The sequence below is a fragment of the Amycolatopsis sp. lyj-23 genome (genome assembly GCF_046549135.1).
GTDB lineage: Bacteria > Actinomycetota > Actinomycetes > Mycobacteriales > Pseudonocardiaceae > Amycolatopsis.
Genome location: NZ_JAJPWN010000004.1, coordinates 618,968 through 642,604 on the forward strand (window position 1 = coordinate 618,968; position 23,637 = coordinate 642,604).

Below are 23,637 nucleotides of genomic sequence, written 5' to 3' on the forward strand. Positions count from 1 at the left end.
GCACCTGCCGAGCAAGGAGATCTCCCGGTGGCCCGACTCGTCGACCTGACCCACGGCTTCTACGACGGAATGCCGTCCTACCCCGCCGACTGGTTCCCGAAGTTCGTCAGCGAACGCTCGATGACCCCGGAGACCGACCCGTACGGCACCAAGCGCACCTTCTCCTACCTGCACGTCTTCCCGCACAACGGGACGCACATGGAGTACCGGCTGCACTTCTACCCCGGCGCCGAGGGCATCGACGAGGTCCCGCTGGAGACGCTGATCGGCCGCGCCTGCGTCGCCGACCTGTCCGAAAAGGACGAACTGGAGCCGGTCACCGGCGAGGACCTGGAGCGGACGCTGCGGCCGGTGTGGCAGCGGGGTGACCGGCTGCTCGTGCGCACCGACTACCTGCGGCACCACTGGGGCCGACCGGACTACTGGGACCGGCCGCCGTACCTGACGCCCTCGGCCGCGGAGTGGGCCATCGAGAACGGCGCGAGCCTGTTCGGCCTCGACTGCCTCACCGAACGGCCCGGCGACGCCGGATCGCCGGTGCACCACGCGCTCCTGGCCGCCGGGATCCCGCTGCTGGAGTACGTCACCAACATGCACGAGCTGACCAAGCCCGTCGTGCAGCTGTTCGCGCTGCCGACCAAGGTCGCCGGCGCCGAAGCGGCCCCCGCCCGCGTCATCGCCCTGGAGGAGACGGATGACTGAGCAGGTCGCCTTGACGGCGGTCGGCGGCGACGCCGGCGTGCCGGACGGCCTGGCCCGGCTGCTGGAGCTGCTCGGCGCACCCCTGTCCGGGCTGCGCGCCGGCGACGAGGTGCTGATCAAGCCGAACCTGTTCCAGACCGCACCGGGGTTCCACGTCCGCCCGGCGCTGCTGGCGGCGATCGCCAAGGTCGTCGCCGGGCACGGGGCCCGGCCGGTGATCGCCGAGCGCACGCACGCCATCTACGAACTGCTGAACGACCACGAAGCCGCGAAGTACGCCAAGGTCGTCAGCTTCGACGACCTGCCGCTGCGGATCACCGGCATCCCGGGCGCGACGTCGCTGCGCGTCCCGATCGCCGTCCCCGAGCTGATCCTCGACTGCGACTTCTTCATCGGCGTCCCGCAGCTGCGCACGCACGCGAGCGTCGTCTACTCCAACGCGATGAAGAACCTGGTCGGGCTGCTGCCCGGGTACACGACCCGGATCGTGCACATGGCGGGCGTCGACGAGTCCACAGTGGACCTCAACCTGATGCGGCCGCAGGACCTGGTGGTCTGCGACGGGACCACGGTGATCGAGGGCAACTACCCGATGGACGGCCAGGCGCGGCAGGCCGGGTTCCTGGCCGCGAGCCGCAACGCCGTCGCGCTCGACGTCGCCGTCGGCACGCTGGCCGGGTTCGACCCGGACAGCGTCGCGTACCTGCGGGACGCGCACCAGCGGGGGATGGGCCCCCTGGCGCTCGACGACATCGAGCTGCTCGGCACGCCGCTGGCCGACCTGGCGTTCGACATGGTGAAGGCGCCGGTCGACATCGTCGTGCCGCGCGAGGGCATCCACGTCTACGCCGAAAACGCGTGCCCGGCGTGCAGCCGGTTCGTGGCCGGGGCGATGAAGGCGCTGGCCGGCGAGCTGTGCGCGTGGGACGGGGAGCTGACGGTCATCTCCGGGCCGCAGGTGTCGCTGCCGCCGTTGCGCGGGGAGGTGGTGCTGGTCGGCAACTGCCTCTACGAGCGCCGTGACCTGGGCATCTTCGTCGAGGGCTGCCCGCCGCGGGCGATCCAGCTGGCCGCGTTCCGGTACGCGATGGGCAAGCCGGTCGGCGACCACGAGCGGACGCAGTTCCGGGTGCCGCCGAGCCGGGCTTCGGCCCGATGATCACGTCCGCGCTCGCCGCGGGGGACCGGCTGCACCGGCACGTCGTCCCGCTGGCCGCGGCGGCCGACCCGGTGGCGGCCGCGGCCGCCCTGCGCGCCGCCGGGCGGGTCATGCTGACCGCCGGGGCCGGCGGCGCGGACCCCGTCCTCGCCGCCGGCGAGCTGGCCGTCCTTTCCCACCCCGGCGGCGGCCGGGCCCTGACCGCCGCCGTGGACCTGCTGCGCGGGCTGGACCTCCCGCCGGAGACGACCGACGCCGAAGCCGCCTGGTACGGCTTCCTGGGCTACGACGCCGCCCGCGACTTCGAGCGGCTGCCGAGCCGCCACCCGGAAACCGGTCGCCCGGTGTACGAGTTCTTCCTGCCCGAGGTGCTGGTCCGGTTCGCGACCGGGCAGGTGATCGGCCGCGGCCCGACCGCGGCGGCCGCGCGCACGGCGGCCGAACGGGTGGCCCGGACACTGCACCGCCTCTCGACCGCGCCGCTCGGGACGGTCGCGGTGGGCACCGGCCGGTTCGGGTTCGCCTACGACGAGTACGTCGACGCCGTCCGCCGCGCCCAGCGGCACATCCTCGACGGCGACGTCTTCCAGCTCGTGCTGTCGAACGCGTGGGCCGCTCCGGCCACTGTGGACGGACTGTGCGTCTACCGGCGGCTGACCACGATCAACCCGTCGCCGTACCACTTCTGGTTCGCCGGGCCGCACTTCGAAGCGGTGGGGGCGTCGCCGGAGCCGTGCCTGACACTGTCGGACGGGAAAGCGCTGATCCGCCCGCTCGCGGGCACCCGGCCGCGGGGCCGCGACGAGCGGGCCGACCGGCTGGCCGAGGCGGACCTGCGCGCGTCAGCGAAGGAGCTGGCCGAGCACCGGATGCTGGTCGACCTGGCCCGCAACGACCTCGGCCGGGTCTGCCGGCCCGGCAGCGTCTCGGTCGGGCGGCTGCTGGCGGTCGAGCGGTACTCCCACGTCATGCACCTGACGTCCGACGTGTGGGGCGAGCCCGCGCGCGACCGGGGCACCGACGAGCTGATCCGGGCGACGTTCCCGGCCGGGACGATGACCGGGACGCCGAAGGTGCGGGCGATGGAGCTCATCGACGCGCTCGAGCCGGCGCGGCGCTGGCTGTACTCGGGGGCGGTCGGGTCGTTCGGGGTGTCGCACGTGGACCTGTACCTGACGATCCGCAGCATGGTGTGGTGTGACGGGGAGATCCGGCTGCAGGCGGGCGGCGGGATCGTCCACGACTCCGACCCGGCCGAGGAGTACGCGGAAGTCCTGGCGAAGCTCGGCTCGGGCGCGCGGGCGCTCGGTGTGACGGTGGGAGGGGCGGCCCGGTGATCTGCGTGATCGACAACTACGACTCGTTCGTCTACAACCTGGTCCAGTACTTGGGCCACCTCGGTGCGGAGTGCCGGGTGTTCCGCAACGACGAGGTGACCGTGGCCGGCGTCGCCGCGCTGGCCCCGGAGCTGGTCCTGATCTCGCCGGGCCCGGGCGACCCGGCGGACGCGGGTGTCTCGGTCGAGCTGGTCCGCCGGCTGGCCGGCCGCGTCCCGCTGCTCGGCGTCTGCCTCGGCCACCAGGCGATCGGCACGGCGTTCGGCGCGCGGGTGGTGCACGCGGCCGAGCCGATGCACGGCAAGTGCTCCCCGATCGCCCACGACGGCCGCGGCGTGTTCGCCGGGCTGCGCAACCCGCTGACGGTGGCCCGCTACCACTCGCTGGTGATCGACCCGGCGTCGCTGCCGCCCGAGCTGGTCGTGACGGCCTGGTCGTCGACGGGCGAGGTGATGGGCGTCCGGCACCGCACGCTGCCGGTCGAGGGGGTCCAGTTCCACCCGGAGTCGCTGTTCACCGAGGAGGGCGTGGCGATGGTGGCGAACGCGCTGAGCCTGCGGGCTCTCGTGCGGAGCTAGGCGAGCTCGGCCGAGACGACCGACGGCAGCTCGCGCAGCCGGTCGAGCAGGGGCCCGGTTTCCTCGGCGGCCAGCAGGACGGCGCAGACCATGCTGCTTTCCCGGACCCCGTCCTTGACGTCGACGTACAGTTCGTGGACGAGCCGTCCTTCGAGGGCGCCGACGAGCGACGGGATCTGTTCGGCCCCGCCGACGAAGTAGGTGGCGATCCGGCGGCGTAGCAGCATGGCCGAGCGGGGTGCGGGAACGGCGAAGGAAGTGGACATGGCGGATCTCCCGGAGAGCTGAGGGGAAAACGAGATCGGGGCCAGGTCCCGGGGGAAAAGCGATCGCCAACGCAGCGCGCCGGCGACCTGGGTTCAGCCGGCGCGCCGGGTTACGAGTCGCAAGGAGGACATCGGGCGCAGCACGGTGCGAGGCTAGCACGACGAGCCGAGGCACCGCACGGTTCGGCCCGCGGTGATGGGCTGCTGGGCGGAGGGTTTGCCCGGCGAGCGCGGCGGCGCGGGTGGTCGGCCCGCGTGGCGTTTCCGCTGGTCAGCGTGACCCGCATGAGTCGCCGAGGAGCCCGCCGGCTCCGGCGAGGTGGGCGCCTGCTCCGCCGCTCGCGGCGATGGACTGCTGGGCGGAGGGTTTACCCGGCGAGCGCGGCGGCGCAAGAAGTCGGCCCGCGTGGCGTTTCCGCTGTTCAACGCCGCGGAGGTGCGGTGCGCAGCGGGGTGGTGCGCGGCGGGGTGGTGTGGGTTCAGCTGGTGGGTCTGCGGGGTGGATGGGCTGGGCGGCGGCGGTGGTCGGCTCCGCGGCCGGTTGAATCCCGGCGGGGCGAGGGCGCTCCACCGGCCGCGGTCGGCGATATGGCGCGGCGGGCGGCCGGTGGCTCGCCGCGCCCGCCCGCTCCGGCGCGGTGGGCGTCTGCTCCGCCGCCCGCGGTGATGGGCTGTCCGGCGGAGGGTTTGCCCGGCGGGCGCGGCGGCGCGGGTGGTCGGTCCGCGTGGCGTTTCCGCTGGTCAGCGCGGCACGCATGAGTCGCCGAGGAGCCCGCCCGCTCCGGCGAGGTGGGGCGCCTGGTCGGCGCGACGCGCATGAGCTGCCGAAGAGCCCGCGCCACCCGTCGATCAGCTCGCCCGGATGATCCCCAAGCCCAGCGGCGTGATCTCGTGGATCTGCGACTTCCCCGACCGGTTGCTGCTGATCAACCCGCTGGCCCGCAGCACCGACGCGTGCTGGCTGGCCGTTGCCGGGGAGATGCCCGTCAGCTCCGCCAGCTCGCTCGTGTTGCACTTCGTCGTCGCGATCGTCACCAGTACCTTCGCCCTCGTCTGGCCGAGCAGCGCCGCCAGGGCGGGGCCCGGCTCCGCGTCGCTGTCGAAGCGGGGGTGGCTGATCGAGTACACGAGGGCCGGCGGCCGGGCCGGGTCCTTGTACGTCGTCGGCATGCCGTGGGCGAAGAACGCCGGGATCAGCCGCAGCCCGCGGCCGCCGAGGTGCAGTTCCTGCTCGATCGGGAAGCGCACCCGCAACACCGGCGGGGTCCACGTCACCTCCGGGTGCAGCGTCGAGAGCAGCAGCTGCGGCCCGCCGCGGTCCAGGTTGGCCTGCAGCCGGTGGCGGTCGCGGGCGACCGCGCGGCGCACCGCCGCCCAGTCCGGCGCCACGCACTGGCGGTAGTAGTCGTGCAGGGCCGACCCCAGCCGCCGCAGCTCGCGGGTCTCTCCGTCGCCGATGCGGCGCAGCCACGCCGGGACGTGGGTGCCCTGCGCCACCAGCTCGCCGACGTCGGTGGCCAGCAGTTGCGCGGGCGTCTCGAGCACCGCCGAGATCCCGTCGCCGATCGTGCGGGTGCCGGCCGGGGTGAGGAAGTCCGGGCAGTAGCCATACGGCGGGATCGCGGCCATCACCAGCCGTCCGGACGACGGCACCGCGGAGCGCGACCCCCGCCGCCAGCGGCCGAAGAACGGCTCACCCTCGGGCCGCCGGATGCGGTAGCTGCTCATCAGCAGTTCCCACATCGGATCGGCGTCCTCGGCGATGGTCACCTTCGCCAGGTCCGCTTCGGTGAAGTGAATTTTCAACATCGACGGCGCCCACCCCTTTCCCGGCCGAGGGTAACGGGCAACACCGTGACCCCGGACGCGGGCCACCGGGGCCGGAAATTCACGCACCCGCCCCGGAATTACGCACGGACTGGCGACCCGCAATCACCCTCCGCAAGGGTAAAAAGCCGTCGCGTGGCGCTTCACGCTGTGTGATTGGTGCGTACGGGGGAAACGGCGGGCATTCCTTGACAGCACTACCGCGACCGGGGTTACGTCGTCGGCTGAATTCCGCGGAAAAGGAACCGGAAATCGTTCTCGGGCCACCGGTACGAATCGAGCCACGCCACTGATGAAAGAAGACGAACCCTCGTCCCGTCGTTCCGTCGCCTCCTGGAATCCCGGCAGCTGGCGGTTGCGCACCAAGATCTCCGTGGTGCTGTTGCTGCCCGTCCTGGTCGCCCTGCTGCTGGCGGGCAGCCGGGTGCAGGCCGAGCTGGCCCAGGCCGGCGGGCTCAGCGCCGTCCGCGACCAAATGCCGGTGGTGCAGGGGATTTCCGAACTCGCCGGACTCGCCGACGACGAGATGAGCCACGACGGCGCGGCCGCCCAGACCGCGGCGGTCGACGAGAAAGCCGCCACCGTCCGCCACGACGCCGCCTTTTCGCAGCTCACCCCGGAGCTGTCACGGTCATTGGAAGATCAGCTGGGTAAATTGGCCGACCTGCGGCAGCAGACGGGTTCGCCCGCCGCGAAAACCGCCGCTTACCACGACTTCACGGTCGCGCTGAGCGAACTGATCGCCGGGATCGTCGGGCAAGCCGGGAATGGTGATCTCGGCACCTCGGCCACGGTCGCCGAATGGCTGGTGCAGTTGCGGACGAGCCTGGCCGGTCAGCTGGCACTGGCCGGCCGGTCGGCAGACGCGGTGCGGCAGGCAGCGGCCGAAGAAACCGTACTCACCGGACAAATCCGGCGCGCGCTCCCGTCCGGGGCGGCGGCCGCGCGGTTCGCCGCCGCGACCAGTCCCGGTGCCGGCGGTGCCGAGGCGAAGCGCACGCTGCTCGGCACCATCCTCGCCGAGCAGGTGAAAACGCTTTCGGACGCGGTCGGGGCGCAGACCAACACCGCCCGGTCGGACGCCCTGCGCGACGCCGCCCTGGTGCTCGCCTCGCTCCTCGGCGCCCTCGCGATCGCCCTCGCCGTGGCCCGCTCGGTGGTCTCCCCGATCCGGCGGCTGCACGCCGCCGCGCTCGACACCGCCCGCCGCCGCCTGCCCGGCACCATCGAGCGCATCCGGGAGGGCGACGACGTCGACTGGCGCGCCACCCCGCCGCTGCCGGTCGACTCCGAGGAGGAGATCGGGCAGCTCGCCCGGGCCTTCGACGACATGCACCGGCAGGCCGTGCGCCTGGCCGTCGGCGAGCAGGCCGAGATGCGGATCCAGGTCAGCGAGATGTTCATGACGCTGTCCCGGCGCAGCCAGTCGCTGGTGGAGCTGCAGCTGTCGGTGATCGAGGACCTCGAAGCCGACGAGCAGGACCCGCAGCGGCTGGCCGAGCTGTTCCAGATCGACCACATCGCCACCCGGCTGCGGCGCAACGGCGAGAACCTGCAGGTCCTCGCGGGCGGCAAGCCGGTGCGCCGCGACGTCGGGCCGGTCGCGACGGTCGAGCTGCTGCGGGCCGCGACCTCGGAGGTCAAGGACTACCAGCGCGTCTCGCTCGGCAACGCGCCGCGCGGGTCGGTGCAGGCCGAAGCCGCGGCGGACGTCGTGCACATCCTCGCCGAGCTGCTGGAGAACGCCATCCGGTCGTCCCCGCCGGAGGAGCAGGTCGTGCTCACCGCCGACCGCGGTTTCGACGGCGGCCTGCTGATCGAGGTCGTCGACGTCGGGCTCGGTATGACCCGCGAAGACCTCGAAGCGGCGAACGCGCGGCTGGCCGCCGGGGCCGCGGTCAGCCCGGAGACCACCCGCCGGATGGGCCTGTTCGTGGTGAGCAGGCTGGCCGCGTCGCACGGGATCACCGTCCGGCTGCGGCCCACGACCACGCGCACGGCGAGCGCCGGCATCACCGCCAGCGTGCACGTCCCGGGCGTGCTGATCCTGGTCGACCTGCCGCCGCGGGCCGTCCCGCCCGCGCTGACCCCCGCGGTCAACGGCACGGTCAACGGCACGGTCAACGGCACGGCCCGGCACGAGCTCGAACCTCGTTGGCCCGCCGAAGAACCGCCGCCGGTGGCCGTGGCGGACCCGCCGACGCCGATCTTCGACCAGATGCTGTCGCACTGGTTCGCCGAAGCTCCGGCCGCCGCGCCGAGCCCCGCGGCCGGAACCTGGGCGACCCCGGCCGACCAGGTCCGCCAGGCCGCGGAAGCGGCGGTCGGCACGCTCGACGACCCCGAGTTCACCGAGTCCGGGCTGCCGGCCAGGACGCCGGGGGCGCAGCTCGCGCCGGGCTCGGTCACCCCGCGCGCGGGGCAGCGGGCGGACACCTCCTTCCGCGACCCGGCGGCGGTGCGGAACAACCTTTCCCGGCACTACAGCGGCGTGCGCGCGGCCCGGCACCGGGTTTCCGGCGAGCCGGAAACCGAGCAGCGATGAGCACCCGGCAGGAAGGAGCGGAAGTGGCCGAGCGGTCCCGGAACTGGCTGGTGTCGGCGTTCACCCAGGAGGTGCCCGGCGTCGCGCACGCCGCGCTGGTGTCGGCGGACGGGCTGCTCGTGGCGGCGGACGAGACCCTGCCGCGCGACCGCGCCGACCAGCTCTCGGCGATCGCGTCCGGCCTCTCCAGCCTCGCGCTCGGCACCGCCGACCTGTTCACCGCGGGGCGGGTGGTGCAGTCGGTGATCGAGATGGAGCAGGGGTTCCTGCTGCTGATGAACGTCGGCGACGGCTCGAACCTGGTGGTGCTGGCCAATCCCGGGTGCGACATCGGGCTGGTGGGCTACGAGATGACGTTGCTGGTGGACCGGGTCGGGAAGGTGGTCGAGACCCCGGCTCGGCCCGCGGCCGCCCCGGGAGCGGCCCGGTGACCGAAGGCCGGCGGCGCGAGGGCGGGCGGCACGCGGCGTCGCTGGCCCGGCCCTACGCGTGGACCGCCGGTCGCACCCGGCCGACGGTCGACCTGGCGGTGGAAGCCCTCGTGGAGACGACGCCGGACGGCCGGACGGCGCCCTTCAGCCCGACCAACCCGCTGGCCGTGGTGACGCAGTTCTGCCTGCACCAGCGGTCGGTGGCCGAGGTCGCCGCCCACCTGGGCGTGCCGCTCGGCGTGGCCAGGGTGCTCATCGGCGACCTGCTCATCGCCGGCCAGGTGTCGATCCGCGACACGCTCACCGCGGACGCCTCCTGGGACGAACGGAACGACCTGCTCGAAAGGGTCCTCAGTGGACTACGTGCGCTCTGACAAGAGGATCACCTCGGCGAAGATCGTCGTCGCCGGCGGGTTCGGGGCCGGCAAGACGACGTTCGTCGGTGCCGTCTCGGAAATCGACCCGCTGCGGACCGAAGCCCTGATGACCAGCGCGGCCGTCGGCGTCGACCGGACCGAAGCGGTCCCCGGCAAGTTCGCCACCACGGTCGCGATGGACTTCGGCAGGCTCACCCTCGCCGAGGACCTGGTGCTGTACGTCTTCGGCACCCCGGGCCAGCACCGGTTCTGGTTCATGTGGGACGACCTCGTCTGCGGCGCGGTGGCGGCGATCGTCCTGGTGGACACGCGCCGGCTGGCGGACTCGTTCGCCTCGATCGACTTCTTCGAGTCGCGCGGCCTGCCGTTCCTGGTCGCCATCAACCAGTTCCAGGACACCCGCCAGCACGGGCCCGAGCAGGTGCGCGAGGCCCTCAAGATCCCGGCGGCGGTCGAGGTCGTCACCTGCGACGCGCGTTCGCCGGAGTCGACGAAGCAGACCCTCATCGCCGCGGCCGAGCACGCGCTCGCCGAGCACCACGCCCCCCGATCACGGAAAACCTGAAGGAGTCCCGGAAATGCCCATGAACCACGAAGACTTCGCGATGGGCAACTGGCTCGTCGTCCTCGCCTACCTCACCTCGGTGGTGGGGTGCGCCCTCGGCCTCGCCTGCACGCTGCAGGCGCGGTCCACCGACAGCGCGCGCAGCCGCCTGGTCTGGCTGGTGCTGGCGGCGGTGTCCATCGGCGGGGTCGGCATCTGGGTCATGCACTTCATCGCGATGCTCGGGTTTTCCACGCCCGGGCTGCCGGTGCGCTACGACATCCTGCGCACGGCGCTGTCGGCGGTCCTGTCGGTGGCGGCGGTGTTCTGCGGGCTGCTGGTGTTCGGGGTCCGCAACCGGTTCGCGTGGAAGCGGCTGCTGCTCGGCGGCCTGCTCACCGGGCTCGCGGTGAACGTCATGCACTACACGGGGATGTGGGCGGTGCAGATCAAGGGCACGATCGGCTACGACCCGACGCTGGTGGCCCTGTCGGTGGTGATCGCCGTCGTCGCGGCCACGGCGGCGCTGTGGTTCACCGTCGGCCTGGACAAGCTGCTGCCCCGGCTGGCGGCGGGCCTGGTGATGGGCGCGGCGGTGACGGGCATGCACTACACGGGCATGGCGGCGGTCCGCGTCCACCTGGACCCGGCGGCGCCCGACCCGTCCGGCACGGAGGTGTTCTCGTTCCTGTTCCCGGTGTTCGTGCTGGCGGCGCTGGCGATGGCGGTCCCGATCTGTGCGGTCCTGATGGCGACGTCGAGCTCGGAGGCGCCCCGGCACACGACGGTCGTCGGTTAGGCTGGCGGACGTGGAGACGGCGGAGGTCCTCGAAGTCGTGCGGGCGTGCCGAGCCGCGGGGATCGAGGTGTGGATCGACGGCGGCTGGTGCGTCGACGCGCTGCTCGGCCGGCGGACGAGGGAGCACGACGACCTCGACGTCGCGGTCAGCCGCCCGGAGGTCTCCCGGCTGCGGGAGTGCCTCGCGGCGCTCGGTTACGCGGCGGAGAGCCGAGCCGGTGCCACCGAGTGGAACTTCGTGCTGGCGAGGTCCGGCGGCGGGTCGGTGGACGTCCACGTCTTCGAGTTCGACGCGGACGGCAACCACATCCACGGGATCGAGTACCCGAACGACTCGTTCTCCGGCGTCGGCGTGCTCGGTGGTGAGCAGGTGCGGTGCATCAGCCCGGAACGGATGTTCCAGTTCAAGACCGCCTATCCGCCCGCGGCGAAGGATCTGCTCGACGTCCGGGCGATGAGTGCACGGTTCGGGTTCGCGCTCCCGGCCTCCCACCGCACCGGAATCTGACGCGCGGGGCTTTCGAGGGGGGCGCTTTTGCAACCCCGAAGCCGTCATTGCGACTACGGCCGGCAGCACCGCGTCAAGGCGGGAAAGCGTGCCTTGACCCGGTGCTGCCGGCCGTGTTGGGGCTTCGGATCGGGGTTGCGGGGGTCTTGGGTTGCGGGCTTGTTCGGAGGCTGCCGGGGGTTTGGCTGCCGGTTGGGGGGGCTGCCGGGGGCGCGGCTGCCGGGTGTGCTGCGCCCTCAGAGCTTTCCGCCGGCTACCGGGGGCATGTCCGGGGCGTCCGCTGGTTCTGCTCCTGCCTCGCGGAACAGGTGGCTCTCCACCTCGAACAAGTTGCCGCCCGCTCGCTCGACCACCGTCAGCAACGTCGACATCTGGGCGACCTCCTCCACCTGCTCCTTCAGGAACCAGTGCACGAACTGCTCGCCCAGGTAGTCCTCCTCGGTGCGGGCCGCCTTGGCCATGGCCTCGATGTCCGCCGTGACCGCGCGCTCCTGGGCCAATGCCAGCTCGATTGCTTCGTGCACGCTCGAGAAGTCGTTGCGGACGTCACCCGTTCCGGGGATGGCGACCGGCTCGTTGCGGTCGAGCAGGTAGCGGACCATCGCCAACGCGTGGTTGCGCTCCTCGAGCGACTGGCGGTAGAAGCGCTTGGCCAGGCGCGGCAGGTCTCGGGCGTCGAACCAGACCGCCAGGGCGATGTACTGCTGGGCGGCGGTGAACTCGTGGCGGATCTGCGTCTGCAGCAGTGCGGCGAACTTCCGGGTTTCGGCCATGCCCACAACCTACGGCGGATCCGGCCCGCGCAGCTACGATCGGTGCGGTGACCGACCTGCCCGATCTGTCCGGCACCGTCGCCTGCGTCACCGGCGCCTCCGGTGGCATCGGCCGCGGGATCGCGCTCCGGTTCGCCGAAGCGGGTGCGGCCGTGGCCGTGCACCACCGCCGTCCCGGTGCCGCCGATGACGTCGTCGCCGCCATCGAGGCCGCCGGTGGGCGGGCGCGCGCCTTCGCCGCCGAACTCACCGACGACCGGGCCTGCCACGGCCTGCTCGACGCCGTCGCCGAGTGGGGTGGCCGGCTCGATGCCCTGGTCAACAACGCCGGCGTCCAGCCCGTCGAGCCGCTCGGCGAGCTCACCGCGCGGAACTGGCGTGCCGTGCTCGACGCGACCCTCACGACCGCCTTCTCCTGCACCCAGGCCGCCGTCCGGGCGCTGGGCGACGGCGGCAGCGTCACGCACATCGCCTCGATCGAAGCCCGGCAGCCGGCGCACGGGCACGTCCACTACAGCGCGGCCAAGGCGGCGCTGGTCATGCACGCCCGCGGCGCCGCGCTCGAGTACGGGCCGCGCGGGATCCGCGTCAACACCGTGTCGCCGGGGCTGGTTTCGCGGCCGGGGCTGGCCGAGGACTGGCCGGAAGGAGTCGAGCGGTGGCGGCGCGCGGCACCGCTGGGCCGGCTCGGAACCCCCGCCGACGTCGGGAACGCGTGCGTGTTCCTGGCCTCGCCGCTCGCGTCCTGGATCACCGGTCACGACCTCGTCGTCGACGGCGGGGTCACCGCGCACCCGACCTGGTGACCCGCTGAGGTCCACAGTGGACGTTCTGCTTCGCCGCGCGTGACGGGTCCGTCATCGACCGTTGTCAGCGGGTGGCGTGCCGGTTTAAGCTGTGGCCGGCAATCAAATGTTATCGCTAACAGGAAAGCGAAAGTTTCGGGAAATTGTCGAATTTTCGAAATCTGCCGACGAAAGTTTCTGTTGTCGCCTCGTTGAGGAGGACGTCGATGAGAAAGCGTTTACTGGCCGCACTGGCGGCCGCGGCGCTGGCGTTCACCGGCCTGACCGGTGTCGCCGACGCGGAGTCGAACGGCGGCGTGCGGATCATGCCGCTGGGCGACTCGATCACCTACGGCACCGGCGTGCCCGGCGGGTACCGGATCGGCCTGTGGCAGCGCCTGGCCGCCGGCCGCTACACCAACGACTTCGTCGGCTCGCAGTTCAACGGGCCGGCCAGCCTGTGGGACCACGACCACGAAGGCCACCCCGGCTGGCGCATCGACCAGATCGACGCGAACATCACCGGCTGGCTGCGCACGTACAACCCGCGCTCGGTGCTGCTGCACATCGGCACCAACGACGTGCTGCAGAACTACAACGTCGCCGGCGCGCCCGGGCGGCTGTCCACGCTGCTCGACCACATCACCGCCACCGCGCCGAACGCCGACGTGTTCGTCGCGCAGCTCATCCCGATCGGCTGGGCGAGCGGGGACGCCGCCGTGCGGACGTTCAACGCCGCGCTGCCGGGGATCGTGCAGGGCAAGGTCAACGCCGGCAAGCACGTGCACCTGGTGGACATGCACAGCGCGGTGTCCGCCGCCGAGCTGCCCGACGGCGTCCACCCGAACGCCGGCGGCTACGACAAGATGGCCGCCGTCTGGTACAACGCGCTGCGGTCGGTGCCCGGCAGCATCGGCAACCCGCGGGCTGCCGTGACCACCGAGGCCCTCGCCGCGGCGACCCTGGGGTCGGCGGCCGGTTCCGCTTCACCGGCGGTGACGCCATCGTGAGTCACGCGCAGGGCCACGGCCAGAAGGTCCGCGGCCACACGCTGGTCTGGCACGGCCAGCTACCCGGCTGGGTGAGCGGCATCGGGTCGGGCTCGGACCTGCTCGCCGCGATGCGCAGCCACATCAGCGGCGTGGCCGGGCACTACCGCGGCAAGGTCGCCTACTGGGACGTCGTCAACGAGGCCTTCAACGAGGACGGCACCCGCCGCACGTCGGTGTTCCAGCAGCGCATCGGGAACAGCTACCTCGATTTTCCCGCTGCACGAGCATCACCACGTGGGGTGTCACCGACAAGTACTCCTGGCGCAGCGGCAGCACGCCGCTGCTGTTCGGCGGCAACTACGCGAAGAAGCCGGCCTACACCGCCGTGCTCCAAGCCTTCGGTGCGGCGTAAAGGAGAACCGTGATGAAACGCATGCTCACCGCTGTCGTGGCCCTGCTGTGCCTGGCCGCCGGCCTGGCCGCGCCCGCCCACGCGCCGCCCTGACCAGGGTGACGAACTTCGGCAGCAACCCGACGAACCTGAACATGTACGTCTACGTCCCCGACCGGGTGGTGGCCAAGCCCGCCCTGCTGGTGCTGGTGCACTACTGCGGCGGCTCGGCGAGCTCGATCTTCGGCGGGAACGGCAAGGACTACGTCACCGCGGCCGACCGCTACGGCTACGTCATGGTGCTGCCGGAAGCCACCCGCAGCGAAAAGTGCTTCGACGTCTCGACGCCGAACGCGCTGCGGCGCAACGGCGGTGGCGATTCGACGAGCATCATGTCGATGGTCGCCTACGCCCGGTCGCACTACAACGTCGACCCGGCCCGGATCGTCGTCAGCGGGTTCTCCTCCGGGGCGATGATGACGAACGTGCTGGCCGCCCAGTACCCGGACGTGTTCTCGGCGGCTTCGGCGTTTTCCGGCGTGCCCGCCGGGTGCTTCGCGACCACGAACGGCTCGTTGTGGAACAGCACGTGCTCGGGCGGCAAGTCGATCAAGACCGCCCAGCAGTGGGGCGATCTGGCCCGGTCGATGTACCCCGGCTACACCGGCCGCTACCCGCGGGTGCAGCTGTGGCACGGCACCACCGACACGACGCTGGCGTACCCGAACTTCGGTGAAGAGATCAAGCAGTGGACCAACCTGAACGGGTTGAGCCAGACGCCGGCGTTCACCGATCACCCGCAGTCGTCGTGGACGCGGACGCGGTACGGCACCACGAGCACCCAGGCGACGGTGGAGGGTGTCAGCATCGCCGGCGTCGGGCACCAGCTGCCGCTGACCGGCCAGCTGGCGTACGCCATTTCGTTCCTCGGCCTCGACCACTGACTCCGAACCAGCGGGAGCGGCGCACCCCCAGTGCGCCGCTCCCGCTGGTTCAGTGGCAGAACGTGACTTCCGGGAAGCCCGGCCGGTCGAGCACCGGCCGCGGTTCACCCCGCAGGTGCCGGTCGAAGAACGCGTTCACGTAGGTCCGCGTGATCTCCTGGGTCCGCAGGGCGCTCGTCGTCGCGCCGTAGTCGACGCCGAACTCGTCACCCACCAGGCCCACGTCGGTGAAGGACGCGTGCTGCGCGCCCCGCACGTCGGCCCAGCGCTTCCAGCCGGTGAGCTGCGGCCAGTCCCGCTGCCACGTCGGGTCGCCCGGCACGCAGGCGGTGTCACCGAGTTGGTGGCCGAGGAACATGAACGGCCGGGCCAGCCCGGTCAGCGGGACGTGGGTCGTGCCGTCGATGTCCATCCCGGCCTTGATCCGGCCGTCGGCGACCATCGCCGGGAGGGTGCTCGCTCCGCCGATGGAATGCCCGGCCATGCCGATCCGGGACCGGTCGATCAGCGGCGCCCACTTCGAGTGCGCCAGCGAGTCCAGGACGAACGAGACGTCCGCGGCCCGGCCCTGCTCCAGCTTCGCCCAGAAGGCGTCGTCGTGCGGGAGGTCGCAGGACGCGCACCCGGCGAACCGGCCGTCCGGGAAGCTCTGGCCGGTGTTCTCGTAAGTGTGGCCGACCAGCGCGACGGCGTACCCGTGGCTCGCCAGGTCCTCGGCGAGCGCGCTGAGCGTGGCCCGGGGCTTGGTGTAGCCGGGCGACAGCACGACCAGCGGCAGCCCGCGGCCCGCCGGCCGGGCGTCGGCGACGGCGTTGGTCACCATCGCGGCGAGCGCGTCCGGCGGCGCGAGACCGCTGCCCTGCAGCAGGGCCGCCGACTCCGCCGGCGTCAGGTACTGCGTCTTCGGGCCCTTCGCCGAAACAGCCGGGTAGAAGAGCGAGACCATCAGTTCCCGGTAGGGGACCGACGGCACCCACGGGTCCGGGCGCGAGGTGTCCTTCAGGTGCACCGCCGTGCTGCCCACCGGCCGGTCGCCGGTCGGAGCGGGCAGGTACGGCGTCGACGTCCGCGCGAAGACGACCTCCGGGTACTGCGCCGAGGGCTGGTCCAGCAGGGGCTGCGGGCGGCCGCGCAGGTGCTGGTCGAAGAACGCCCGCACGTAGGCCGCGGTGATCGCCTGCCCGCGCGCGGCGGGGGTCCTCGCGCCGAAGTCGAGGCCCAGCTGCTCGCCCACCAGGCCGATGTCGGTGAACGACCGGTGGACCGTGCCGGTCACGGTGAACCGGCGCTTCCAGCCCGTGAGCTGGTCCCAGTTCCCCGTGCCCGCGTCCGGCCGGCCGAGGAACAGGACCGGCCGATCGAGGCCGGGCCCGGGCAGCGGCGCGTCCGGGCCGTCGAGGTCGACCCCGGCCTTGACCCGCGGATCGGCCGCCATCGCGGCGCCGGTGCCGTCGAGCCCGGCCACGCCGATCCGGTCCGGGTCGACCAGGTCCGCCCACTTCGAGCGGGTCAGGGCGGCCAGCACGGGCGCCACGGCCGCGGGCCCGTCGGTGCGGGCGGCCACGGCGACGAAGACGCCGTGACTGGCCAGGTCCTCGGCCAGCGACGTCAATTCGGCCCGCGGCCGCCGGACCCCGGGGAACAGGACGACCAGCGGCAGGCGGGGCCCGGCCGGTCGCGCGTCCACCACGGCGTCGGTGCGGACGCCGGCGAGCACCGACGGCGCCACGCCGGTGATGCCGTCGGCGTCGAGGACGGCCTTCGCCTCCGCCTCGGTCATGAACGGCGCCTTCGGCCCCGCCGCGGAAACCGCGGGGTAGAAGAGCGACACCGGCGGGGCACCGGTGGCGTCGGGGGACAGTGCGGTCGTGCCGACGGGCCGGTCGCCGGTCGGTGCGGCCAGGTGGCGGGCCGGGGCCGCCGAGGCGGACGGCGTTGCCGACCCGAGTACGAGGGCAGTGAGGACCATCAGGCTTCCGATTTTCATCCGGCGAACGTCACTTCCGGGTAAGCGGGCGAGGGCGCGGCCAGCAGCGGTTGCGGGCGGCAGCGCAGGTGCTGGTCGAAGAAGGCGTTCACGTAGGTCCGCGTGACGGCCAGCGCGCGGTACGGGTCGATCGTGTCGCCGATGTCGACGCCGAGCTGCTCGGCGAGCACGCCGAGGTCGTTGAAGGAGTCGTGCGCCGTGCCGGACACCATGAGCCAGCGCTTCCAGCCGGTCAGGTGCGGCCAATCCCGTTCCCAGCCGTCGTACGGAGGCTGGCCCGGGTGGTTCGATTCCGTGCGGCCCACGAACATGAACGGCCGGGCCAGCCCGGACGCCGGGATCGGGACGTGGACGCTGCCGTCGAGGTCCACCCCGGCGCGGATCCGGGGATCGGCCAGCATCACCTGGGTGGTGACCGCGCCGCCCGCCGAGTGGCCGGCCATGCCGATGCGCTGCGGGTCGATCAGCGCGCCCCACTTCGAGCGCAGCAGGGAATCGAGCACGAACGACGTGTCCCTCGTCCGGACCTGCGCGAACTTCTCCCAGAACCCGGGCTGTTCGTCGACCTCGCAGGCGGCGCAGCCGGTGACGTGGCCGTCGGGGAAGGTCGTGGCCCGGTTTTCGTAGGTGTGGTCGATCGCCGCCACGGCGTACCCGCGGCTGGCGAGGTCCTCGGCCAGCGCGGTGAGCGTCACCCGCGGCTGGGTCCAGCCGGGGGACAGCACGACCAGCGGCAGGCTGTGCCACCGCCCGGCCGGACGGGCGTCGACGACGGCGTTCGTCCGGACCGTGCTGAAGACGTCCAGGGGCAGGCCCGGGATGTCCTTGCCTTCGAGGTTGCGCTCCGACTCGAGCGGGGTCATGTACTGCTTCTTCGGCCCGCTCGCCGAGGTCGCCGGGTAGAAGACGGAGACCATCAGCTCCCGGTAGGGCACGGACGGCACCCACGGGTCGGGCCGTGATTTGTCCACAAGGGACAGTGTGCTGACGCCGACGGGCGAGTGGCCGGTCGGGGCGGGCAGGTAGGGCGTCGTGGCCGCCGAAGCGGGTGACGCGGACAACGTGAGTGTCAGTGCGGTGGCCACTGCGAGAGTGCGCATGGAATCCCCCAGTCGGATTTCGTCAGGACAGGTGGCGGAGACGGCGGAAGCAGAACCCGGTGAGCAGGGCGGTCATCGCGAGGTAGAGCGCGAGCTCCAGCCACTGCAGCGGCCAGAAGCGGGACCCCGGGTGGTAGGTCACGCGCTGGTGGTAGCCGTGCGCGCCCAGCCGGGCCACGCACGCCTGGATGTCACCGCGCTCCGGCGGGACCACCCCCGGCCGCGGCGCGCAGTCCTGCAGGAAGTCCGGCATCGAGGTGACCACGTTCCCGTTCGGGTCCAGGGTTTCGTTCGCCAGCTCCCACGCCCCGGCCGGCTTCCGCACGCCGATCTCGGTGATCCCCTGCTTGTCGTTGCCGGTGATGTTCGTGATGCTCTCGGGCGTGATCGCGACCGTCTCGACCTGCGGCGGCAGCAGGTGCGGGCGGACCAGCAGCGTGACCGCGAGCAGCACCGCGGCGAGCGCGACGACGGTGACGGCCATCGCGGCCACCGTCCGCCGCAGCACCATGCCCACCGCGACGCCCAGGACGAGCGCGAACGCCGCGTAGCCGACCGGGACGATCGCCCGCGCGCCGAACACCACCGGCGAGATGCGCGAAAGCATCCCGTGGTCCTCCTTGACCGCGGCGAGTGCGTCGATCGGGCTCGCCCACCACGTGACCGCCAGGCTCAGCACGCCGGCGGCGAGCATCGCGGCGAGCACACCGAACCCGAGTTTGGTGGTGAGCCACCGCTTGCGCGTGACGGTCTGGTTCCACACGAGGCTGTGCGTGCCGTTCTCGAGCTCCCGGGTGATCATCGGGGCGCCCCAGAAGACCCCGATCACCGCGGGCAGCACGTACAGCACCAGGATGGTCCCGCCGAAGAGGGCGTTCTCGTCGGAGAAGTCCGTGCGGCCCACCAGGTCGGGCCCGGTGATCGCGAGCACGACGGCGATCGCGAGCAGGCCCGCGAACACGGAGAGGGCGGGGATGCGGAACTGGCGCCAGGTCAACCAGGTCATCTCAGGACCTCCAGGGCGGGGCGGGCGGCGGTGGGGTTGCTCAGGTACTCGAGGACCAGGTCTTCCAGTCCCACCTGCGAGACCGTCCACGCGGGGTCGAGGATCGGTGCCTCGGTGCGGACGAGCACGGTGGTCTGGCGGTCGGTGTGCGTCGCGGAGACGACGTGCTGGTCCGCCGGCAGCGTTTCGAGGTCGCGGCGCGGGCCGGAGAGCCGGTGGTGCGTCGCGAGCAGCGTCTCCACCTCGCCGATCACCCGGACCTGCGAGTCCACCAGCACGACGAGGTGGTCGCAGACCCGTTCCAGGTCGTTGACCAGGTGCGAGGACATCACGACGGACAGCTCGTGTTCGGCCACGGCTTCCATGAGGTCCTGCAGGAACTCCCGGCGGGCCAGCGGGTCCAGCGCCGCCACCGGCTCGTCGAGCAGCAGCAGTTCGGGGCGCTTGGCGATGCCGATCGTGAGCGCGAGCTGGGCGCGCTGGCCACCGGAGAGCTTGCCCGCGTGCTGCTTGGGGTCCAGCCCGAGGCGGGCGATCCGCTTCTCGGCCGCCCCGGCGTCCCAGCGCGGGTTTAGGTGCGCGCCGAGCCGCAGGTGCTCCTCGATGGACAGTCCACTGTAGACAGGTGTGTTCTGCGCGACGTAGCCGACCTTGGCCAGCTGGCCGGGGCCGCTGCCCGGCACCCCGCCGCACACCTCGATCGTGCCGGTCGTCGGCTCGAGCATGCCGGCGGCGATGTTCAGCAGGGTCGACTTGCCGGCGCCGTTCGGGCCGACGAGCCCGGTGACGTGGCCGGCTTCGATCTCCAGCGTGCACCCGGTAAGCGCTTGCTTGCGGCCGTACTTCTTGCCCAGTCCCTGGGCGTTCAGGACAGTCACGCTATGTCCTCTCTGGCGGAGTCGCGAAACGTGGACATCAGCAGGGCCTCGATGCTCTCCTCGTCGAGCCCCGCCTTGCGGGCCTTGCTCAGCCAGCGGCGGAGGTCCTGCCGCAACGGCGCCATCGCGGCGAACGAGGCGCCGTTCAAGGTCGCCGTCACGAACGTGCCGACGCCGGGGCGGGCCGAGACGAGGCCGTCGTGCTCCAGCTCGCGGTAGGCCTTCAGCACGGTGTTCGGGTTGATCGCGAGGCTCGCGACCACGTCCTTGACCTTCGGGAGCTGGTCTCCCTCGGTGAGCAGGCCGAGGCGCAGCGCGTGCCGCACCTGCTGGACCAGCTGCTGGTACGGCGACAGGCCGGACCTCGCGTCCAGGTGGAACTCGATCATCGGCAACTCCATTTATCTAGTTACCTAGTACTATAGCTACATAGCTCCAACCGGCGCCAGTGATCTTTTTCGGCGCCCGGAGTCAACCTCGGCGCCCCCTCGTCCGTCTGTGGTGGTGATCGTTTCGCTCCTCGAAAGGACTTTTCGTGCGCCGATTTTCTGGGGGAGGCATCGTGCGCGGCGTGGTCGTGGCGCTCGGTGTCTCGATGGCCGTCGCGGCGGGACCGGCGGTCGCGTCCGCGGCACCGGCCTCGATCGACAAGGTGCCGACACCGCAGCTGAGCTGGGCCGACTGTGCGGACGGGTTCCAGTGCGCCGGGGCTTCGGTGCCGCTGGACTACGACCGGCCGTCCGGCGCGAAGATCGACCTCGCGCTCATCAAGCTGCCCGCCACCGACCCCGCGCACCGGATCGGTTCGCTGTTCGTCAACTTCGGCGGCCCCGGCGGATCCGGCCTGCAGCGGCTGCGGGAACGCGGCAAGTGGCCGTGGCTGTTCTCCGCCGAGCTGCGCGCGCGGTTCGACCTGGTTTCGTGGGATCCGCGCGGGATCGCCAACAGCACGGCGGTGCGGTGCTTCGACTCCGTGGCCGAGCAGCAGGCCTTCTTCGGCTCGTTCCCGGAGATGCCGGGCGACCCGAGCGGCAACGCGGCCTTCTACGCCAAGTCGAAGGAGCTCGCCGACCGCTGCTCGGCGAAGGCGGGCCCGATCCTGGAGCACGTCTCGACGGCCAACACGGCCCGTGACCTCGAACTACTGCGCCGCGCGGTCGGCGACCCGAAGCTGAACTACCACGGCATTTCCTACGGGACGCAGCTCGGCGCGACCTACGCGAACCTGTTCCCGAACCGGATCCGCGCGATGGTCTTCGACGGCACCATGGACTTCGCCGGCAACGCGACCGGGCAGAACGGCAACGGCAAGAGCGTCCCGCTGGACACCCGCCAGGACGTCGCCACCGGCATCGCGCAGACCTTCGAGCAGTTCCTGCGGCTGTGCACCGAGGCCGGCCCGGAGTGCGCGTTCTCCTCGGGTGACCCCAAAGCGAAGTGGGCGGCGCTGACCGCGCGTGCCAAGCAGGCTCCCATCGTCAGCAACGGCGAGACCTGGACGTACTCGGGCATCATCAACGCGGCCGCGGACCTCTCCGATTCGCGGGGCTGGCCGGACATCGCCGCGCTGCTGCAACGCCTTTACGACGCTCCGGCCACGCCGGCCCTGCACACTGCGGCTGTCAAGGGGGAGCAGTACATTTCGAACCGGACCGAAGCGTTCAACGCCATCCAGTGCAGCGACAGCGACGTGCCTGCCGATCCGGCGGTCTACAGCCGCTACGCGGAGTCGGAAGACCAGCGTGTGCCGTACTTCGGGCGGATCGCGGTGCTGGACATGATGAGCTGCGCGTACTGGCAGGCGAAGGACACCGACCGCTACACCGGCCCGTGGAACCACCCGACGTCGGCGGAGATCCTGGTGCTGAACAACCGCTACGACCCGTCCACCCCGCTGCCGGGCGCCCGCGACGGCGCCGCGGAACTGGCGCGGGCGCGCGTGTTCGTCACCGAGGGGTACGGGCACTCGTCGATGTACGTGCCGAGCACGTGCACCGAAAAGGTCAAGCGGGACTACCTGATCTCGGGGACCTTCCCGGCCGCCGGCCGGACCTGCGCCATCGATGCGAGCCCGTTCGCGGGCTGACCGGGGCGGGCCGCACCGGTGGCGGTGCGGCCCGCCGCCACGAAGGCGTCCCGCGGGTGCTGCGCCCAGGCATCGGCCACGCCCTCGACCCGCAGATCCGGCCGCACGACGAGGAAACCGCGTTCGTCGACCGGGAGGTCGGTGTGCCTGCCGATGAGGTGCAGTTCGGGATAGCGCTTCAGCAGCGCCGTCGCCAGCGACAGCAGCTCGCCGAAGCCTTCGACGCCCGAGAAGCCACCGCCGACGAAGGTGACGGTGAGCAGCTTCCGCCGTTGCGGCCCTTCCGGCAACGCGGCGGCGCGGTCGAAGGCGGTGAGCAGCCGGTCCCGGATCGCGACGGCCTCTTCGACGTGCTTGAGGCCGATGGCCGCTCGCCTGCTGGGCTACCTGACGCGTTGCGCTATTTCGTTGAACGCAACGAAGCGGCACCCCACCTGGCCGCCCGCGGCTGGGAGCTGACCGGCAGCACCGTCCGTGAGCTCCTGGCTGCCCACGGTCTCGCGTCCCTGGCGGACGACGACCTGCGCACGGGCGACGTCCGCTACGTCAGTGGCGTTCTCCCCCGGAAGCCGCACCCGGCTTGACAGCGGGGCGGGGCGTCTCGCACTATGCGAACAAGTGTTCGATGATTGTCCTGGGTTCGCCTGACGCTGGTTCGCGCGGGTGTCTCCGGTACGAGTACGTGGTGCTGGAGGTGAGCGGTGGCGGTGCCGGAAGCGCTCACGGCCATCCCGGGGGTCCGCACGGCCGCGCAGCTGCACGAGCCGGGGCACGGTGAGCTGCTGGCGGTGCTGCCCGAGCTGGCCCGTCTGTTCCCGGGCGGCGGCCTGCGGCGCGGCACCACGGTCGCGGTCCGGGGAGCGACCTCCCTGGTGCTGGCCCTCCTGGCGGCAGCCACCCGCGACGGTTCCTGGGCGGCGGTGACGGGCCTGCCGGAGCTGGGCCTGGCCGCGGCGGCGGAACTCGGCGTCGACCTGGAGCGCGTGGCGCTGGTGCCGGACCCGGGCGCGGAGCTGGTGGCGGTGGTGTCGGCGCTGGTGGACGGGTTCGACCTGGTGGTCCTCGGCCCGGCCGCGGTCCAGCCCCAGACGGCGCGCAGGCTGGCGGGCCGGGTCCGCAACCGCGGGACGGTCCTGCTGGCGGCGGGCCCGTGGCCGGGAGCGGACCTGGAGCTGAGGGTGACGGGCCGCCGCTGGCACGGCCTGACCCAGGACGGCCACGGCCACCTGAGGTCCCGCGAGGTGGTGGCGACCAGCCGCGGCCGCGGCGCGGCGGCGAGGCCGGCAACGGCGGGGTTGCAGCTGCCGGGCCCGGAGGGAAAACCGGCGCCTGGCGTCGCGCCGGGCCGCCGCCTGGTCGAGGTGGCCGGATGAACCCGGCGCAGCTGGTCTTGGCACGAAAGGTGTTGGCACGGCTGGGTTTTCGGGCTGGGCGGGACGCGGGATGATCCTGCGGCTTCCGCCCCGGATCACGCGAGTTCCGTCTCCAATCACGCGAGTTCCGTCTCGAGTCACGCGGGTTCCGTCTCGGGTCACGCGAGTTCCGTCTCTAATCCCGCGAGTTCCGTCTCCAGTCACGCGGATCCCGCTCCCCATCACGCCAGTCCCGGTCGCACTCACGAG

General features: G+C 72.1%; 25 protein-coding genes and 1 pseudogene. 18 read left to right on the forward strand and 8 right to left on the reverse strand.

Annotated elements, in window-relative coordinates; translation table 11 throughout:
* Window positions 1-27: 27 nt before the first annotated feature.
* The 4 genes from ACLJPY_RS12290 to ACLJPY_RS12305 are packed head-to-tail and all read left to right on the forward strand — an operon-like array spanning window position 28 to window position 3,776.
* Window positions 28-702, forward strand: a complete 675-nt coding sequence (locus ACLJPY_RS12290) for a cyclase family protein (protein ID WP_410588181.1) — start codon at window positions 28-30, stop codon at window positions 700-702.
* Complete coding sequence (locus ACLJPY_RS12295; protein ID WP_410588182.1) at window positions 695-1,861, forward strand: DUF362 domain-containing protein; 1,167 nt, start codon at window positions 695-697, stop codon at window positions 1,859-1,861. Before ACLJPY_RS12290 ends, ACLJPY_RS12295 begins: the two co-directional genes overlap by 8 nt.
* On the forward strand, window positions 1,858-3,198 hold the full coding sequence (locus ACLJPY_RS12300; protein ID WP_410588184.1) for an anthranilate synthase component I family protein: 1,341 nt from the start codon (window positions 1,858-1,860) through the stop codon (window positions 3,196-3,198). Before ACLJPY_RS12295 ends, ACLJPY_RS12300 begins: the two co-directional genes overlap by 4 nt.
* On the forward strand, window positions 3,195-3,776 hold the full coding sequence (locus ACLJPY_RS12305) for an anthranilate synthase component II (RefSeq protein WP_410588186.1): 582 nt from the start codon (window positions 3,195-3,197) through the stop codon (window positions 3,774-3,776). The genes ACLJPY_RS12300 and ACLJPY_RS12305 overlap by 4 nt, the downstream gene beginning before the upstream one ends.
* Here ACLJPY_RS12305 and ACLJPY_RS12310 read toward each other — a convergent pair.
* Both ACLJPY_RS12310 and ACLJPY_RS12315 read right to left on the reverse strand, forming a co-directional pair.
* Window positions 3,773-4,042 (reverse strand): hypothetical protein, encoded by a 270-nt coding sequence (locus tag ACLJPY_RS12310; RefSeq protein ID WP_410588187.1) that lies wholly within the window; start codon window positions 4,040-4,042, stop codon window positions 3,773-3,775. The two genes, ACLJPY_RS12305 and ACLJPY_RS12310, sit on opposite strands and share 4 nt — an antisense overlap.
* A gap of 849 nt (window positions 4,043-4,891) precedes the next feature.
* Window positions 4,892-5,851: an ArsR/SmtB family transcription factor gene (locus tag ACLJPY_RS12315; protein WP_410588189.1), complete on the reverse strand. Its 960-nt coding sequence runs from the start codon at window positions 5,849-5,851 to the stop codon at window positions 4,892-4,894.
* A gap of 373 nt (window positions 5,852-6,224) precedes the next feature.
* Between ACLJPY_RS12315 and ACLJPY_RS12320 the strand changes: the two genes are divergently transcribed.
* The 6 genes from ACLJPY_RS12320 to ACLJPY_RS12345 are packed head-to-tail and all read left to right on the forward strand — an operon-like array spanning window position 6,225 to window position 11,073.
* Window positions 6,225-8,414: an ATP-binding protein gene (locus ACLJPY_RS12320; protein WP_410588317.1), complete on the forward strand. Its 2,190-nt coding sequence runs from the start codon at window positions 6,225-6,227 to the stop codon at window positions 8,412-8,414.
* A complete protein-coding gene (locus ACLJPY_RS12325; protein WP_410588191.1) occupies window positions 8,411-8,845 on the forward strand; it encodes a roadblock/LC7 domain-containing protein in 435 nt (144 codons plus the stop codon). The genes ACLJPY_RS12320 and ACLJPY_RS12325 overlap by 4 nt, the downstream gene beginning before the upstream one ends.
* A complete protein-coding gene (locus ACLJPY_RS12330; protein WP_410588192.1) occupies window positions 8,842-9,219 on the forward strand; it encodes a DUF742 domain-containing protein in 378 nt (125 codons plus the stop codon). The genes ACLJPY_RS12325 and ACLJPY_RS12330 overlap by 4 nt, the downstream gene beginning before the upstream one ends.
* A complete protein-coding gene (locus ACLJPY_RS12335) occupies window positions 9,200-9,787 on the forward strand; it encodes a GTP-binding protein (RefSeq protein ID WP_410588193.1) in 588 nt (195 codons plus the stop codon). The genes ACLJPY_RS12330 and ACLJPY_RS12335 overlap by 20 nt, the downstream gene beginning before the upstream one ends.
* 19 nt (window positions 9,788-9,806) lie before the next feature.
* A complete protein-coding gene (locus ACLJPY_RS12340) occupies window positions 9,807-10,565 on the forward strand; it encodes an MHYT domain-containing protein (protein WP_410588319.1) in 759 nt (252 codons plus the stop codon).
* Between the two features lie 10 nt (window positions 10,566-10,575).
* Window positions 10,576-11,073 (forward strand): nucleotidyltransferase domain-containing protein, encoded by a 498-nt coding sequence (locus ACLJPY_RS12345; RefSeq protein ID WP_410588194.1) that lies wholly within the window; start codon window positions 10,576-10,578, stop codon window positions 11,071-11,073.
* A gap of 236 nt (window positions 11,074-11,309) precedes the next feature.
* On the opposite strand, the gene ACLJPY_RS12350 is transcribed toward ACLJPY_RS12345, so the two are convergent.
* Entirely contained in the window at window positions 11,310-11,846 is a 537-nt protein-coding gene (locus ACLJPY_RS12350) for a ferritin (protein WP_410588196.1), read from the reverse strand.
* A 56-nt stretch (window positions 11,847-11,902) separates the two neighbouring features.
* Between ACLJPY_RS12350 and ACLJPY_RS12355 the strand changes: the two genes are divergently transcribed.
* The 5 genes and pseudogenes from ACLJPY_RS12355 to ACLJPY_RS12375 all read left to right on the forward strand — a co-directional run bounded on the left by ACLJPY_RS12355 (window position 11,903) and on the right by ACLJPY_RS12375 (window position 14,958).
* A complete protein-coding gene (locus ACLJPY_RS12355) occupies window positions 11,903-12,652 on the forward strand; it encodes an SDR family NAD(P)-dependent oxidoreductase (protein ID WP_410588320.1) in 750 nt (249 codons plus the stop codon).
* 206 nt (window positions 12,653-12,858) lie between these two features.
* On the forward strand, window positions 12,859-13,641 hold the full coding sequence (locus ACLJPY_RS12360) for an SGNH/GDSL hydrolase family protein (protein WP_410588197.1): 783 nt from the start codon (window positions 12,859-12,861) through the stop codon (window positions 13,639-13,641).
* A pseudogene (locus ACLJPY_RS12365) lies at window positions 13,638-13,831 on the forward strand (endo-1,4-beta-xylanase); the annotation flags it as partial. The gene ACLJPY_RS12360 and the pseudogene ACLJPY_RS12365, both read left to right, overlap by 4 nt.
* A 78-nt stretch (window positions 13,832-13,909) precedes the next feature.
* Entirely contained in the window at window positions 13,910-14,035 is a 126-nt protein-coding gene (locus tag ACLJPY_RS12370) for an endo-1,4-beta-xylanase (RefSeq protein WP_410588321.1), read from the forward strand.
* Window positions 14,036-14,133: 98 nt separating this feature from the next.
* Complete coding sequence (locus ACLJPY_RS12375; RefSeq protein WP_410588198.1) at window positions 14,134-14,958, forward strand: alpha/beta hydrolase family esterase; 825 nt, start codon at window positions 14,134-14,136, stop codon at window positions 14,956-14,958.
* Window positions 14,959-15,007: 49 nt separating this feature from the next.
* Here ACLJPY_RS12375 and ACLJPY_RS12380 read toward each other — a convergent pair whose 3' ends face one another.
* Genes ACLJPY_RS12380 through ACLJPY_RS12400 form a run of 5 tightly spaced genes read right to left on the reverse strand, consistent with a single transcriptional unit; the run spans window position 15,008 to window position 20,318 of the window.
* On the reverse strand, window positions 15,008-16,945 hold the full coding sequence (locus ACLJPY_RS12380; RefSeq protein ID WP_410588199.1) for an esterase: 1,938 nt from the start codon (window positions 16,943-16,945) through the stop codon (window positions 15,008-15,010).
* Window positions 16,942-18,045, reverse strand: a complete 1,104-nt coding sequence (locus ACLJPY_RS12385; RefSeq protein WP_410588201.1) for an alpha/beta hydrolase family protein — start codon at window positions 18,043-18,045, stop codon at window positions 16,942-16,944. Before ACLJPY_RS12385 ends, ACLJPY_RS12380 begins: the two co-directional genes overlap by 4 nt.
* Window positions 18,046-18,067: 22 nt before the next feature.
* Complete coding sequence (locus ACLJPY_RS12390) at window positions 18,068-19,051, reverse strand: transporter (RefSeq protein WP_410588203.1); 984 nt, start codon at window positions 19,049-19,051, stop codon at window positions 18,068-18,070.
* Complete coding sequence (locus ACLJPY_RS12395; protein ID WP_410588204.1) at window positions 19,048-19,929, reverse strand: ABC transporter ATP-binding protein; 882 nt, start codon at window positions 19,927-19,929, stop codon at window positions 19,048-19,050. Before ACLJPY_RS12395 ends, ACLJPY_RS12390 begins: the two co-directional genes overlap by 4 nt.
* Complete coding sequence (locus ACLJPY_RS12400) at window positions 19,926-20,318, reverse strand: GntR family transcriptional regulator (protein WP_410571192.1); 393 nt, start codon at window positions 20,316-20,318, stop codon at window positions 19,926-19,928. The genes ACLJPY_RS12395 and ACLJPY_RS12400 overlap by 4 nt, the downstream gene beginning before the upstream one ends.
* 173 nt (window positions 20,319-20,491) lie before the next feature.
* On the opposite strand from ACLJPY_RS12400, the gene ACLJPY_RS12405 reads away from it, so the two are divergent.
* The 3 genes from ACLJPY_RS12405 (at window position 20,492) to ACLJPY_RS12415 (ending at window position 23,388) form a co-directional block, all read left to right on the forward strand.
* Window positions 20,492-22,015: an alpha/beta hydrolase gene (locus tag ACLJPY_RS12405; protein ID WP_410588205.1), complete on the forward strand. Its 1,524-nt coding sequence runs from the start codon at window positions 20,492-20,494 to the stop codon at window positions 22,013-22,015.
* Between the two features lie 56 nt (window positions 22,016-22,071).
* Window positions 22,072-22,599, forward strand: coding sequence for a hypothetical protein (locus ACLJPY_RS12410; RefSeq protein WP_410588206.1), 528 nt, complete (start codon window positions 22,072-22,074; stop codon window positions 22,597-22,599).
* 117 nt (window positions 22,600-22,716) lie between these two features.
* The gene (locus ACLJPY_RS12415; RefSeq protein ID WP_410588208.1) at window positions 22,717-23,388 is read left to right on the forward strand and encodes a hypothetical protein; all 672 of its coding nucleotides are present in this window, start codon (window positions 22,717-22,719) and stop codon (window positions 23,386-23,388) included.
* Window positions 23,389-23,637 lie beyond the last annotated feature (249 nt).

What these genes read in the sequence shown, in the direction of transcription:
- ACLJPY_RS12385 (WP_410588201.1), bottom strand. Translation starts at nt 18,045, where the DNA reads ATGCGCACTCTCGCAGTGGCCACCGCACTGACACTCACGTTGTCCGCG.
- ACLJPY_RS12295 (WP_410588182.1), top strand. Translation starts at nt 695, where the DNA reads ATGACTGAGCAGGTCGCCTTGACGGCGGTCGGCGGCGACGCCGGCGTG.
- ACLJPY_RS12400 (WP_410571192.1), bottom strand. Translation starts at nt 20,318, where the DNA reads ATGATCGAGTTCCACCTGGACGCGAGGTCCGGCCTGTCGCCGTACCAG.
- ACLJPY_RS12310 (WP_410588187.1), bottom strand. Translation starts at nt 4,042, where the DNA reads ATGTCCACTTCCTTCGCCGTTCCCGCACCCCGCTCGGCCATGCTGCTA.
- ACLJPY_RS12380 (WP_410588199.1), bottom strand. Translation starts at nt 16,945, where the DNA reads ATGAAAATCGGAAGCCTGATGGTCCTCACTGCCCTCGTACTCGGGTCG.
- ACLJPY_RS12360 (WP_410588197.1), top strand. Translation starts at nt 12,859, where the DNA reads ATGAGAAAGCGTTTACTGGCCGCACTGGCGGCCGCGGCGCTGGCGTTC.
- ACLJPY_RS12325 (WP_410588191.1), top strand. Translation starts at nt 8,411, where the DNA reads ATGAGCACCCGGCAGGAAGGAGCGGAAGTGGCCGAGCGGTCCCGGAAC.
- ACLJPY_RS12350 (WP_410588196.1), bottom strand. Translation starts at nt 11,846, where the DNA reads ATGGCCGAAACCCGGAAGTTCGCCGCACTGCTGCAGACGCAGATCCGC.
- ACLJPY_RS12340 (WP_410588319.1), top strand. Translation starts at nt 9,807, where the DNA reads ATGAACCACGAAGACTTCGCGATGGGCAACTGGCTCGTCGTCCTCGCC.
- ACLJPY_RS12315 (WP_410588189.1), bottom strand. Translation starts at nt 5,851, where the DNA reads ATGTTGAAAATTCACTTCACCGAAGCGGACCTGGCGAAGGTGACCATC.
- ACLJPY_RS12300 (WP_410588184.1), top strand. Translation starts at nt 1,858, where the DNA reads ATGATCACGTCCGCGCTCGCCGCGGGGGACCGGCTGCACCGGCACGTC.
- ACLJPY_RS12390 (WP_410588203.1), bottom strand. Translation starts at nt 19,051, where the DNA reads ATGACCTGGTTGACCTGGCGCCAGTTCCGCATCCCCGCCCTCTCCGTG.